The 14,090-nt window shown below is 41.4% G+C and carries 11 protein-coding genes; 8 read left to right on the plus strand and 3 right to left on the minus strand.

Going from position 1 to position 14,090, the window contains the following annotated elements; translation table 11 throughout:
- Positions 1–745: 745 nt before the first annotated feature.
- From CDC37_RS24770 to CDC37_RS24775, 8 genes are all read left to right on the plus strand, one after another.
- Entirely contained in the window at positions 746–913 is a 168-nt protein-coding gene (locus CDC37_RS24770; RefSeq protein ID WP_172892807.1) for a hypothetical protein, read from the plus strand.
- 151 nt (positions 914–1,064) lie between these two features.
- Complete coding sequence (locus CDC37_RS20685) at positions 1,065–1,415, plus strand: circadian clock protein KaiA (RefSeq protein WP_231943133.1); 351 nt, start codon at positions 1,065–1,067, stop codon at positions 1,413–1,415.
- Positions 1,412–1,726, plus strand: coding sequence for a circadian clock protein KaiB (gene kaiB / locus CDC37_RS20690; RefSeq protein ID WP_096624702.1), 315 nt, complete (start codon positions 1,412–1,414; stop codon positions 1,724–1,726). The genes CDC37_RS20685 and kaiB overlap by 4 nt, the downstream gene beginning before the upstream one ends.
- A gap of 322 nt (positions 1,727–2,048) precedes the next feature.
- Positions 2,049–3,614 (plus strand): circadian clock protein KaiC, encoded by a 1,566-nt coding sequence (gene kaiC, locus CDC37_RS20695; RefSeq protein WP_096624704.1) that lies wholly within the window; start codon positions 2,049–2,051, stop codon positions 3,612–3,614.
- A 137-nt stretch (positions 3,615–3,751) separates the two neighbouring features.
- Positions 3,752–5,284, plus strand: coding sequence for a TolC family protein (locus tag CDC37_RS20700; RefSeq protein WP_442861050.1), 1,533 nt, complete (start codon positions 3,752–3,754; stop codon positions 5,282–5,284).
- A 236-nt stretch (positions 5,285–5,520) separates the two neighbouring features.
- On the plus strand, positions 5,521–6,831 hold the full coding sequence (locus CDC37_RS20705) for a tellurite resistance TerB C-terminal domain-containing protein (protein WP_096626475.1): 1,311 nt from the start codon (positions 5,521–5,523) through the stop codon (positions 6,829–6,831).
- 332 nt (positions 6,832–7,163) lie between these two features.
- Positions 7,164–8,492 (plus strand): ATP-binding protein, encoded by a 1,329-nt coding sequence (locus CDC37_RS20710; RefSeq protein ID WP_096624708.1) that lies wholly within the window; start codon positions 7,164–7,166, stop codon positions 8,490–8,492.
- 8 nt (positions 8,493–8,500) lie between these two features.
- A complete protein-coding gene (locus CDC37_RS24775; RefSeq protein WP_172892808.1) occupies positions 8,501–8,674 on the plus strand; it encodes a hypothetical protein in 174 nt (57 codons plus the stop codon).
- A gap of 116 nt (positions 8,675–8,790) precedes the next feature.
- Here the strand turns inward: CDC37_RS24775 and CDC37_RS20715 are convergent, their stop codons facing one another.
- From CDC37_RS20715 to CDC37_RS20725, 3 genes are all read right to left on the minus strand, one after another.
- Complete coding sequence (locus tag CDC37_RS20715) at positions 8,791–9,162, minus strand: clan AA aspartic protease (RefSeq protein ID WP_096624710.1); 372 nt, start codon at positions 9,160–9,162, stop codon at positions 8,791–8,793.
- Positions 9,159–9,431, minus strand: coding sequence for a hypothetical protein (locus tag CDC37_RS20720; protein WP_096624712.1), 273 nt, complete (start codon positions 9,429–9,431; stop codon positions 9,159–9,161). The genes CDC37_RS20715 and CDC37_RS20720 overlap by 4 nt, the downstream gene beginning before the upstream one ends.
- A 532-nt stretch (positions 9,432–9,963) precedes the next feature.
- Positions 9,964–13,758 (minus strand): two-partner secretion domain-containing protein, encoded by a 3,795-nt coding sequence (locus CDC37_RS20725; RefSeq protein WP_096624714.1) that lies wholly within the window; start codon positions 13,756–13,758, stop codon positions 9,964–9,966.
- Positions 13,759–14,090 lie beyond the last annotated feature (332 nt).

Consider the following 14,090-nt stretch of genomic DNA (forward strand, 5'->3'; position numbering starts at 1 on the left):
CTGGTTCCTTGTTCAATCATTCCTTATTTCCTCGTCGAAACAGTTAAAAGCTAACTTTACCCTGTGCGGACGCACCCAGTTCCTTACCGCCCAGTTTCCCCACTCCACTTGAGTCCGATTTCCCTCACAACAGATATAACAATTATGACTCGACCAGACCAATATCGAACCTTTAGGAATTATAATGATTTAGAATCAAATAATGCTTTACTTTTATTTAAGTATCTACTAAATCCAGGAGTGATCAAATCACCATTTTCTATCCAGCCTTCACAACCAAGACAATTAAGTTCAATTTCTGTCCCAGCCCAACTCTAACTCCCAATTTCCATAGGGGTTTTGACTAGTACACCCTTTGCTCAACTCAGTGCTGTGATCCAAACATCACCAAGTAATTCAGCTTTTAGCCCATTAAGATATTTCCATAATCATTAAAATTAACCAAATAGGAGCCTCTATGATTGGTTTTATCCCTATCAACAGCTAGCAATACTGAAAATAGATTTTGCATACCCGTTCAATCATTCCTACTCATCCATCTGGGTTTTGCTAAAGCCAAAATTAGTTGCGACAAATTGAGAAGTCTAACCTTAGTTTATAACATTTTGCGAAATTGTTTGGCAATTAAGGATTATATTGATAAATGAACTTATTTTAACAAACATTTACAAATGTTTACGTCAAGAATTATTGGGAACGGAAAAACTATTGCTCAGTGACAGAAAAGTAAAATCAAAAAACATCAGTGAAAAAAGGAAATAACTGCAATGTGAACCTCTCCATCGGCAAATACAAGCAAACGGAAATCTCCAGTCTACCATTTCCTCTAACCCGCGAAGATTTATCAGGAATGCTCCAGATACATGTATCTAAAATCAAAAACATCGGTGAAATTCAAATCAAAAAAGGTTAATAAAAACCTAAATACACCTTGTTAAAAGTGATAAATTGGTTTCGCTAGAGATAAATAAGCTGCCATTGCAATGTTATCAATCAGGCAATAATACCAAATTACTTTATTAATCCCCTAGAAATATAAAAAAATATAAATTAATCAATTCAATATGCCGACACGCAATGAACTTGAATACCGATGTAAATTGCTGCCAATGACAACCACCGAACGAGAGGTCATAATCCAAAAACTTCGAGCCGAATATCGTCAAATAATGATTGATTATTTCGTCAAAGAAAAGGAACTACAAACCAAACTTGAGCAATTCACCCATGAACTATTTGTCGCAGATATTCCTGTGCCAAAAATTATCGAAATGCACATGGAATTGATTGATGAATTTTCCAAACAGTTAAAATTAGAAGGACGTAGTGATGAGACATTACTTGATTATCGATTAACCCTAATTGATATTCTCGCCCATTTATGTGAAGTTTACCGTCGTGCGATGCGAAAATGAGTCAAATCAGAAAAACATACGTTCTTAAGCTTTACGTGACGGGGAATACGCCCAACTCCGTTCGTGCTTTAAACACCCTCAAGAACATTTTAGATCAAGAATTCAAGGGCGTTTATTCTTTAAAAGTCATAGATGTAGTCAAAAATCCCCAACTAGCAGAAGAAGATAAAATCTTGGCAACACCAACCCTGTCCAAAATTTTGCCTCCTCCAGTGCGGAAAATAATCGGTGATTTATCTGACCGGGAGCGAGTTTTAATCGGGTTGGATTTGCTATATGAAGAATTGACAGATGAAGATTTTCAAGAATAGCCCACTGGATACCGCCATTTAGAGCCAATACCGAAAATTTTCATCCGAGGAGTCTACATGTACAACTGACACCATAACCCATGAAAGTGGTTTTTTCCAATTACTCACTATTCCCTACTCCCTACTCCCTATTTACAACCGAGAAGGACAATCAATCCGTTACTCAAGACTCACCACTCACTTTGTCAATATCCGGTTATCGGGATTTTCCCGTCGGGAAGAATTTTTGACTAACTGGCAAAACCATTAATTCCGACGGACAAATCTTTGATATATATTTAATGGAGTTGAATCCCCAGATTTAATCAAAAAATCAACCGCGATGAATGAAAACAACCGACCAAACCAAAACAGTGAACCAGTATTAATGGGAGGTGTTGAGAAAATTCGCACCACAATCGAGGGGTTTGACGACATTAGTCACGGTGGATTACCAAGTGGACGTACAACCCTAGTTAGTGGAACTTCCGGTACTGGCAAAACTTTATTTTCATTACAATTTCTGTACAATGGTATAACTTATTTTAATGAACCGGGGGTATTTGTCACCTTTGAGGAATCCCCCAGCGATATCATCAAAAATGCCTATATTTTTGGTTGGGATCTACAGCGTTTAATCACAGAAGGGAAATTATTTATCCTGGATGCGTCTCCCGACCCGGAAGGACAAGACATTATCGGTAATTTTGATTTATCCGGTTTGATTGAAAGATTACAGTATGCTATCCGTAAGTACAAAGCTAAACGTGTCTCCATCGATTCAGTCACTGCGGTGTTCCAGCAATATGAAGCAGTGGGAGTGGTACGTCGGGAAATTTTTCGTTTAGTTGCGCGACTCAAGCAACTGAATGTGACGACAATTATTACCACAGAAAGAAGCGAAGAATATGGTCCTGTAGCATCCTTTGGTGTGGAGGAATTTGTTTCCGATAACGTCGTCATCGTCCGCAATGTTTTAGAAGGGGAACGGAGACGACGCACCATCGAAATCTTGAAACTGCGGGGTACAACCCATATGAAAGGGGAGTACCCATTTACGATTACCAACAATGGTATAAATATTTTCCCCTTGGGGGCAATGCGCTTAACCCAGCGTTCATCGAATGTACGGGTTTCTTCCGGGGTAAAAACCCTAGACCAGATGTGTGGAGGTGGCTTTTTCAAAGACTCGATTATTTTGGCCACAGGTGCAACTGGGACAGGGAAAACCCTGTTGGTTAGTAAGTTTATCCAGAATGGTTGTGCTAACGGGGAAAAAGCGATTTTGTTTGCCTATGAGGAATCACGAGCTCAATTATCCCGGAATGCCTTCTCTTGGGGGATAAATTTTGAGGAATTAGAACAACAGGGATTATTAAAAATTATTTGTACCTATCCAGAGTCAACGGGATTAGAAGACCACCTGCAAATTATTAAATCGGAAATAGCCGAATTTAAACCAGCACGGATTGCCATTGACTCCCTATCGGCTTTAGCACGGGGTGTGAGTAATAACGCCTTTCGTCAGTTTGTGATTGGTGTGACTGGATACGCAAAGCAGGAAGAAATCACCGGGTTTTTTACGAATACCACCGATCAATTTATGGGTTCCCACTCGATTACCGATTCCCACATTTCCACTATTACCGACACAATTTTGATGTTGCAATATGTAGAAATTCGTGGGGAAATGTCACGAGCAATCAACGTCTTTAAGATGCGGGGTTCCTGGCACGATAAAGGGATTCGAGAGTATAATATTACTGCTGATGGACCAGAAATTAAGGATTCATTCCGTCATTATGAGCGGATTGTTAGTGGTTCTCCAACACGGGTAAGTGTGGATGAGAAAAATGAGCTTTCGAGAATAGTCAGGGGATTCCAGGAAAATCCAGAGTCGGATTCGTAATTCCTGCATCGTGATATATTGCTTTGTAGACTTTGTAGGTGCGCTTGATGGGTAAGTCACTGGTTATTGTCGTCAACATGCCAGTTGCCCAGAGATGAAGAAATAATTTTCCGTGTGTGTTTGTGTGAGGGGATGTGGTGAAAACACAATTATTTGTTAGCGGTTTTTTACCTGGAGTAGCGGCCGCAGTTTTAACGACTCAAGCAAGTTTAGCTGCACCGTTATCTCTGGATAATGGGGGACAAGATGAATTGAAGGTGAAACTGTTGGGGGAAGGTGGTCAGGGGTTGTTGGCTCAAAATAGAGGGCAGGGTAGTGGGGGGAATGTCAATCCTGCTACAGGTAGATATACGCCAAATCCGAATCCCTTGTTGTTTCCCACTAAGCCGGAGGAGGTGAGGGTGAGGGAGAGTCGGGTAATTAGTTTGGCGGAGGCTTTGGAAATTGCCCGCCGGAATAATAATGATTTGCAGGTGGCTTTGTTGCAGTTAGAGGGGGCAAAGGCAGCATTACGGGAAGCTCAAGCGGGTTTATGGCCGACTGTGAATTTGAGTACAAGTGTTACCCGACAGCAAAGTGCTTCTGGGCAGATACAGGATCAATTAACTCCGGATTTTCCCGGACGACCAAGTGGTGATAGTCCGTCAACGGCTTTTAATTCGGATTTGCAGCTGAATTATTCTCTTTATTCTTCTGGTGCGCGTCGGGCGAGAATCCGGGAAGCTGAGGAGCAGGTGCGCTCCGGGGAGTTGACGGTGGAGCAGCGTTCGGAAGAAATTCGTTTGAATGTGACGACTCAGTATTATAACTTACAACAGACTGACCAGGCGGTAAGGATTGCAACTTCGGCGGTGACGAATGCCCAGAGGAGTTTGGAGGATGCTCAAGCATTGGAAAGGGCTGGGGTAGGGACAAAGTTTGATGTGTTGCGATCGCAGGTGAATTTAGCCAATGCCCAGCAGCAGTTGACAAATGCGATTTCCAGTCAGCAGGTGGAGCAGCGTCGGTTTGCCACTTTGTTGAATTTGCCGCAAACGGTGACATTGCGTGCGACGGATGATGTGAAGATTGCTGGGTTGTGGGAACTTAGCTTGGAGGAGACGATTATTTTGGCTTTTCAGAATCGTCCGGAGTTGCAACAGCAGTTAATTCAACGGGAGATTAATGAGCAGCGTCGGCGTTTAGCTGCGTCACAAAAGGGACCACAAATTAGCTTATTGGCTAATTATAACCTGTTGGATGTATTTAATGATGGAGTTCCGGTGGCCGATGGTTACTCTATTGGGGTGAGAGCCACCTTGAATTTATTTGATGGGGGTGCTACCCGCGCTCAAACGGAACAATCGAAAGTAAATATGGCGATCGCAGAAAAGAGTTTTTCCACACAACGCGATCGCATCCGCTTTGAGGTGGAACAGTTTTATGCGGAGTTGCAGTCTAACCTCAAAAATGTCAACACTGCGACTACGGCTTTGGAACAAGCAAGGGAAGCGTTACGATTAGCTCGGTTACGCTTTCAAGCGGGGGTCGGGACTCAAACTGATGTGATTAATTCCGAAAATGATTTAACTAGGGCTGAAGGTAATCGGATTAATGCCATCCTCGATTATAACCGCGCCCTGGCTAATTTGGAGCGGGCTGTGACGTTGCGGGGCCGTTCTTCAAGGTAGCAATGGGGGAGTTGATTTACAGATTGAAATCTTAAATCAGAAAGTGTCTGGTTAGAATGGGTATGAGTCTTCTCCCCCTCCCTATTCAAATTTTTGGCAACATCCGGTAAAGTGTTATACACTCAATCCAATTCCGATCAGGTGCAAAAATTAACGTTTCGCTTTTGTGAATGAGTGATATCGTGGAAAGCACTAAATTAGGATTTGCACACAACCCACAGCACAGCGCCAAGCATATGCAATCAGCACCGTTTAGCAACCGATTTATACTTGGAGTCGTCACCTTTGTTGTCAGTTTGATTCTGGGTTTAATTTTCCAGGGAGGAAATTTTGCCAGTGCTTTTGCGATTGGGATTATTAGTTTGATGGCGACCTATGTTGCGGCTTTTGTGGTGGATAAACGCCATCGAGATTATGAGTTATTGATATTAGATTCCTTATATCGCCGGATTCGGGAACTGGAAGGCTTGAAATCATCGCTGTTTGGGGAAATTAACCAGTTTGAGATCCATCGTAGTTCCTTGCACAATGAGGTGAATAAGTTACAGTTGCAAATTACTGACCGTTTGAGTCAACGTGACAGTTTGAATCGGGAACTAAATGGTTATGCTCTTCAGAGAAAACAACTAGAAACTTCCCTCCAGCAGTTACAAACAGAACTAGCCACCGTTGAAAAAAATCATGCGGAATTGACACATGCTTGTAGTGCGATCGCAGCTGAAAAGCGTCGTCAGGAGTTAAATTTAAATGTATCACGGGCTGAAATTATTCAGGTACAAACCCAATTGGAGGAATTAACTCAGCAAAAAGAGGAAATTGAAAGTCATTTAACCCTGTTAGAGCGTCTAAAACCGCAATTAGAAGAAAAACTGCATGAACTACGGGTAAATATTCAAACCCTGGAAGCGGATACGGCTTCCCTGACCACAGAAATCGAAAACCAAAAACGCGATCGCCAAAAACAACAAACCCAGTTAAAAAATCTGGATCAGCAACTGCGGGATAAACAAACCCAATTACAACACCTAGTAGAACAGATATCCCTACTGCAAGATGAGCGGAATCTCCTGCAAACCCAGGTATGGGAATTGTTGAATCAACATCCGGAGCAATCACCAGAAACAGAAAATCGCGAATACCCACCATCGGACAGCAGAGAGGATGATATAGACGTATTTCCTTTTTCTGATTTCGTTGATACGATCGATTCATCCACCCAACCAAATCAGGACATTACATCAGTAAATTTACCATCAGAATGGTATGAATTTTTACGCAGTCTACCGACACCAGAATTACAGGTATTAAAAGCTATTATTGAACAGGAAAACCCTAATCCAGCGATCAAAAAAATTGCCGAAGCCAATATTACCATGCCAAGTTTGTTAATAGATTCGATAAATGAACATGCGGATCAAATTTTAGGAGAACTCATCCTGGAAACAACTGCGGATTTACCAGTAATTATCCCCGAACATCTGGAAAACGCTCGCCAAATAATTCACAATTACGAAGAGATACTATTAGGGAGAACTTCATCCACTTAGCAATCCCCCGATTTCTCACAAAATCCGTAAATCTTCCAGAAAGTAGCCTACATATAATTAATGGTTAAACTAAAAACCAGTAAAAGTGGTTGTTTTCTCACGGACTATTCCCCCATAAACCAAAAATCAGAATTTTTGTGACACTTGCGTCAGTCCTAAACAATTGGGAAATTTCTCCTGTATCCTGAAATAGGTCTAATATCATTTCGGATTATCCCGCAGGACTATGGATTTGAAAGACCTTTCACCGTAACATCTTCCAATATCTATCTGTCCCATTTATTGTTCCCATAGGTCTAATTTTGGGTTGCAAACCAGTAGAGGTAGATTCAATGGCAAAAATTAAACTCTCGAAAAAAGTATCGACTGCGTTAATTAATTCCTTGGGAGCAGGGGTTGTCCCCCGTACCGGGGTAGAGTATATTGCCGTTGGACGGGAACAGGAACTTAAAAGCCTGATCCAAAACCTTGATGACATTGCAGAGGGTGTGTCCGCGTTTAGATTTATTATCGGTAATTATGGTTCCGGTAAAAGCTTCCTCTTGCAACTACTACGCAACCGCGCAATGGAAATGGGATTTGTAGTCGCAGATGCGGATTTATCTAGCGATCGCCGTCTTGCTGGGAGTAATAATGAAGGGTTGGCTACCTATCGGGAATTAATGAGTAATTTAGCCACTAAAACCCGTCCCGATGGGGGTGCATTACTGTCTATTTTGGAAGGTTGGATTAATAAAATTCAACAACAGGTTGCTCAAGAAACGGGAATGCGACCGAATGATGAGGGGTTTGATGACAATGTTGAGCAGAAGATTCGTGAGGTGGTTCAGTATATTGAAGATTTAGTCCACGGATTTGATTTTAGTAATGTGATTATTGCCTATTGGCGTGGATATCGTCAAGACGATGATAACTTGAAACAAGCGGCTTTACGTTGGTTAAGGGGTGAGTTTACGACCAAAATCGAAGCGAAACAAGCCTTGGGTGTGCGGGTAATTATTGATGATGATAGTTGGTATGATTATACTAAGTTATTAGCGAGGTTTGTGGCGGAAATCGATTATAAAGGTTTATTGATTTTTCTGGACGAAGCTGTTCATCTTTATCAAATTTCTACGACTGTGAGCCGCGAAAAAAATTACAACCGTTTGCTGGGTATATTTAATGATACGATGCAATGTAAAGCGGAATATTTAGGTGTATTTGTCGGTGGAACCACTAAATTTTTAGAAGACCCCCATCGCGGTTTATTTGCTGACCAAGCTTGGCGCAGACGCACAAAGGAAAGTAAATATGTTAATCAAGCTGGTGTCCAGGAATTTATTGGTCCAGTGATTCGCTTGAACCCTTTAAGTGAAGGGGAAATTTTAACTTTATTACAAAGGTTAGCAGAAATTCACGCGACAAATTTTAACTACAATCAAAAGTTAAATCAGCAGGATTTCCAAGCTTTTATTCACGAAATCGTCAATCGTTTAGGTGCAGATTCCCTATTAACACCTAGCGAAGTTGTGCGAGATTTTATTAGTATTTTAAATATTCTCCACCAAAATCCCAATCTACAGTTAACTAGTTTAATTAAAAGTGAGGAATTTCGTCCGACTACCCCCGGTAATAATTCCCATCATCCCCTAGATGATGTTGCCGAATTTAGTTTGTAATTTCCATCATGCGTCTGCGCAGCAAAAAATGTGCTATTTGTCAACAACCTTTCCCAGTTCTGTTTCGGATTAAACACGAAAAAGAGGGAGATTGGGTTTTTGTCTGTCGTCAATGTTGGCAACCCCTAAGTCAAAATAATCCTGATTACGTCTACGGTGGAACCTGGAAAGCCAAAAAATGACATCCTCCCCGCACTTGAAAGCATGTCTTCACCTACACCCTGTTCCCGATTTTTCTATACAGAAATACAAGAGCGATCGCACAAAATTGCCTCGCAAAGGAGTGGGATGTTGCTGTCTAATCTGTTATTTTTTCTAGAGAAAGCAAGCCATTATCGACAAAATCTATCTCCAGATGATAACCTTCCATCATCGCAACTCCCAGCAAAGGCTTATAACCGGAAGCTAAAACGAGAACTGCTTTTTCGATACCATCCCAAACAACAGTTGCTAGATGTATGGCTGTCAGAGATTCTCTACCATCAGCTAATTTTATAGGTGTGCTGGAATGCAAAGGGAGATTCATTGCACTGACCGCTTGAACTGGTAAAGTAAGGTAGCCGTTGAATGCGGTATCTACAACGAAACTCAATGAGAAATCTGGTTGTCCCGGTAAACGGAAAATCACTGGAACTGTGGCCCTAGTATTGATTATTCTTCCGTGAATCATTCAGCGATTCGCTCCATCGAAGCGCCAAAACTAAATGCAACATCGTAACCAATGCGCATGGTAAATAATCTGGCATGGGGATTTTTTTGCTTTAACATTAATCCTGATTCGACACCGTTTTTATCAATTCCGTATTCACCAGTTTCGGCATCAATTACAATCATTTTGCCAATATTATCGCCATTTTCCACCTGTTGGCGAATCCCATTTTCATAAAAATGTCTGGCTCTTTGAGCAACTTCTTCCACAGTCCAAAACAAAGCTTCCATAATTTTTAGACCTGTTTTTAAACTAGTATTTTTCCAGGTTTAAGTAAGCAGTCACAGATACCCGCATTTCTCACGAAACCCTAAAACTCCCAGGGAATAGGGAGTAGTCCGTGATGGGAGTAGAAGGAAAATCAATCCGTTACTCAAGGCTTACAACTTACTCGTGAGAAATTCAGGAATAGACCTCACTTAATATAGGGATTGTAAAAAACATTCAAAGCCTTGGGTTGGTTAAGCCTGTCCTGATTGTTTTACGCCGACTTACTTACCATATCGATAATTATATAAGCGTTACTGCACTTCTCACAAATTCCTAAAACTTACAGGGAGTAGGGAATAGGGAGTAGTCCCTACCCTTGCAAAAAGACTTTTACAGCTAACGCTTCGTGAACAGCAGACCCTACGTATAGACGAAGGGAAATTAAACCCAAAAATTTCAAATTACGTAGCTTTCTTCCCGCATAAAGGGTATTACAAATTACATATACGCGTAGCGGCTTGCCACAGGCTATTACAAATTACGAATTAATAATTACTCTTTACTCATCACACACCCAGAAATTCCCGAATTATTGGTTGGGTCTGTTTGCGGTAACTTGGCAACCAATATTACTTTTCCATCTGGTGTTTTTACCCAACCTTGGGCTTCCACAATTGGCTGGGGAATTGCCAAATCTTCCGGTTTATTACTCAAATTTTCACCCATTCCCTCTTCCCCTACATCACCAATATAAGTTGCTAAATCCGGTTGGTGACTTCCAATCAGAGGGTCGAAAACACCTTGTGCGATACCTCCCCGTCCAGTCACCGTAAACTCACCTATTTTTTCTGCTTCCTGTGCATTGCGTGGACAAAATCCACCAATTTTGTGACTTTGGTCTGCTAATCCTTCAGCTAATTCCACCAATCCCTGGGTGGGGTCTAAATCGGGTTTGGTGACAGTTACTTCCCCACCAATCCCTAATTCTGAACTTGCGGTAATATCGCTTCTATTAGTGGGTTGGGTTGCTGGAACAATTCCGAATAGGGCTTTAGTGGTGATATTAACATTACCTCCGCGACCACGCACTGCATTCGCGCGGATATCGCTATTTTCTCTGGGAATAGCCGCGATCGCTTTGGCTTGGATATTGATATTACCACCGTTTCCCCCTTCCCCAGCAGTGGCGGAAATTTGACTACCCTGTCGTAGTAAAACGAAATTAGCATTATCGATAGTGATATTCCCACCATCTTGGGAAAGGCTTTCAGCAGAGATGAGGGAATTGTCGAATAGCTGTAGTGAGGGGGTGCTAATTTGAATATTACCAGCAGGACTTTGGCTACGACTTTCCACGGTAATTCGGGAGCGTTCTCCTTCTAACCGAACTTGATTTTTGCCTTTGAGCAAAATACTACCAGCTTGACCGTTACCAAGGCTAGAACTGGTTATATATGCTCCATTGAGGAGGTTTAGCTGATTCGCTGTAATTTGCAGATCACCACCGTTACCTTTTCCAGTCGTTCCCACAGAGGAAGTGATAAAAGTTAATTCCCCCTGCATGGAAATGATATCTGCATTAATGATTAAATTACCTGCATTTCCCTGACCCAAGGTTGCTGAGGTAATGAACCCACCAGCTTGCAGGTTTAAACTTTGTGTATCGATGCGAATCACACCGGAATTACCCACTGCATTGGAAGAAATCTGATTGGAAATTAGGGTATATTCCCCCTGCATATTAATTTGGTTTGCACTGATCAAAATATTTCCCGTATTTCCTTGGGCAAAACTAGCAGCAGAAATCTGACCATTGTCACTCATCCCCAAGCGATTAGTCACAACTTCAATATTACCTCCCACCCCAATCCCATTCGTTTGCACTTCGGCAAATAAACCAGAAGAAAGTGGTATCCCGTCACGATTTCTCAGACCAACACCGGAAATATCAATGGAGTCCGTAGCCTTCACAAATATATTTCCAGCCTTTCCCCTACCTGCAATAATTGATGATTCTAATGTACCACCATTACTTAAACGTAGACGCTCCGTTTCAATGTTAATATTTCCCCCGGTCACATTGTCGCTTTGACCGACAAAAATCTCCGTTGAGATGCTGGTAGTTGCATAGGAACCATCGGGTGAGGAAGCTAAATTATTGGGGTCAAATACAACAAAACCATCCACCTCCACATCTTGAGAGCGAATAGTAATATTTCCAGAATTACCACTACTTCTGAGACTAAAAGTACCGATTGTTCCTCCTTGACTTAAACTCAGACGGGGTGTATTTACAGTGATGGAACCAGCATTACCCGTCCCATCTAAACCAGTGCGACTGAATATAGAACTTAATGACGATACAGTTGGTGATTTACCGCTAATTTGGATTGATTCTTTGGCTGTAATGGTAATATCCCCACCATCAGCAGAACCAAAGGTACTCCCATCAATCCGTCCTCCGTTTTCTAGTTTGAGTTTGCCTGTTTCGATGGAAATATTCCCCGCGCGATCGCTAATATTAACACTTAAGGCTACTGTTAAAATGGGGGAGTCTATGACCTCTGTTGTATCATCCACTTTAATGGTAATCCCACCAGAAGCACCTGTATTGCTGGAATAAACGAAAATTCCCCTTGTTGGTGTATTCTCCAGTCGGAGGGAACCAGTGGTAATTTTCAAGTCTCCACCCTTCCCGCTACCCGTGGTATTACTGGCTATGGCTGCATTATTAGTTAAGTTAATACGATTGTTGGCTTGTAAAGTCAAGTCACCGCTATCCCCACTCCCAGAAGTAGTGATATATACGGCTGCATCATCAGTGATATTGATTGTATCCCTAGCTGTTAAAGTTAAATTACCAGCCTTACCTTGATCATTCGCACTGTTGGCGATCGCGGTACTAGCGTAATTGACACCATCACCAGCAATATCAATATTTGCACCAGTAATATTAATATCTCCACCAGTTCCACTTGCGAAAGTATTGGCAAGAATTCGACTGTTACGAATATTCACATTTCCACCAGCTTGAATATTAATATCTCCATTGCTTCCATCTGTAAAAGTACTAGAAAGAATTTGGCTATCACGAATATTCACATTTTCACTAACTTGGATATTTATATCTCCCCCTTTACCAGTCCCTTGATTATTGCTAAACAATCGGGAATTATTCAAGTTAAAATTTGCTCCATTGATATTAACTTCAGCACCGTTTATCCCTGAAATAGTGGAATTATTCAAGTTGAAATTCGTTCCATTCACATTTATCCCAACGCTATCCGCTCCCAAAATACTAGAATTATTCAAATTTACCCTCGTTCCATTCACACTTATCCCAACACTACCTGCTCCCAAAATAGTGGAGTTATTCAAATTTACATCCGTTCCATTCACATTTATCCCAGCACTATCTATCCCCGAAATCACCGACCTATTATCCAAATTGATATTTCCAGCAAACAAATTGATATTACTGTCATCAGTACCGTAAATTACCGCTCTATTATCCAAATTGATATTTCCAGTCACTAACTTGATATTGCTATCACCAATCCCGAAAATTCTCGCACTATTCACCAGATTTATATCCCCGCTAATCCCTTCTGGAAGAGTCAACAAAGCGGGATTTGCAGGGTTGATTCCCACTTTAAGATTTGTGGGATTGACACCCACCGCAGCTAATTCCAAAGGACTTGCAACTGCAATCAAATAACCTCCATCAAAACTGATTTCTCCAGCAACTAAACTTAAACCACTACCAGCAAATAACCCATTCACCGATAAGTTCTCGATTTTTCCCGGTTGCAAACCCATCTGTAAACCCACCGGAACACTAATCGTCAATAAGTTATTACTTGAACTGGGATTTGCACTAAATAAATTCCCATCGGCAAATTCCACTGCATTTCCAGTTGTCCCCACAAAGGAACCCCGTACATCTAAACTGGAATTTTGTCCAAATAAAATCCCATTAGGGTTAATTAAAAATAAATTTGCACCACCATCCACCCCCAAGGTTCCGAAAATATTGGAGGAATTTGTTCCCGTCACCCTGGTAAGGATATTTTGGATTCCCGATGGATTCGCAAAATAAACCCGTTGACCGTCACCAACATTAAACTCGCGGAAACTGTGAAATAAATTCACATCCCGAATTGCACCACCCTCAATTCGATCCGCACTTCCACCATTAATAAGCACACTTGGTGTCACCCGTGAAGCTTCCACACCCAAGGTATTATCTGGAACAATTTGGGTATTGGCATTTGTTGTTGTTCCTGACCAAAAAAACAAGCCAAATAGAATACATTGGCGACAGAAAATATGTAATTTATTACTCATTTTATGAGGGTAGATGATAGTGATAATACGTAATTAGATTATGTATATCACTATTTCTGGGTGAGGGACTTCCAAATTAAACAAAGTCTTCAATTTTTATCCCATTTCACAAAAATCGCGATACGATGCACTCTTTCCATCCTGCTTCCCGACGGGTATCAGTTTTAAACCCTGATTTCTCACAAACTCCTAAAACTTTCAGCAGTGAGTAGGGAGTAGTCCGTGATGGGAGTAGTAGGAAAATTAACCGATTACTCAAGGCTTATTACTCCCTTGTGACAAATGTAGGTAAAGTAAAGCGGTATTAGGGGGTAAGGTTGTCCATCCCGTTA

Source organism: Calothrix sp. NIES-3974, from assembly GCF_002368395.1.
Lineage (GTDB): Bacteria > Cyanobacteriota > Cyanobacteriia > Cyanobacteriales > Nostocaceae > NIES-3974.

Excerpts from the sequence above, each read along its gene's own strand:
- CDC37_RS20685 (WP_231943133.1), top strand. The coding sequence starts at position 1,065 with ATGCCGACACGCAATGAACTTGAATACCGATGTAAATTGCTGCCAATG.
- kaiB (WP_096624702.1), top strand. The coding sequence starts at position 1,412 with ATGAGTCAAATCAGAAAAACATACGTTCTTAAGCTTTACGTGACGGGG.
- kaiC (WP_096624704.1), top strand. The coding sequence starts at position 2,049 with ATGAATGAAAACAACCGACCAAACCAAAACAGTGAACCAGTATTAATG.
- CDC37_RS20705 (WP_096626475.1), top strand. The coding sequence starts at position 5,521 with ATGCAATCAGCACCGTTTAGCAACCGATTTATACTTGGAGTCGTCACC.
- CDC37_RS20710 (WP_096624708.1), top strand. The coding sequence starts at position 7,164 with ATGGCAAAAATTAAACTCTCGAAAAAAGTATCGACTGCGTTAATTAAT.
- CDC37_RS24775 (WP_172892808.1), top strand. The coding sequence starts at position 8,501 with ATGCGTCTGCGCAGCAAAAAATGTGCTATTTGTCAACAACCTTTCCCA.
- CDC37_RS20715 (WP_096624710.1), bottom strand. The coding sequence starts at position 9,162 with ATGATTCACGGAAGAATAATCAATACTAGGGCCACAGTTCCAGTGATT.
- CDC37_RS20720 (WP_096624712.1), bottom strand. The coding sequence starts at position 9,431 with ATGGAAGCTTTGTTTTGGACTGTGGAAGAAGTTGCTCAAAGAGCCAGA.
- CDC37_RS20725 (WP_096624714.1), bottom strand. The coding sequence starts at position 13,758 with ATGAGTAATAAATTACATATTTTCTGTCGCCAATGTATTCTATTTGGC.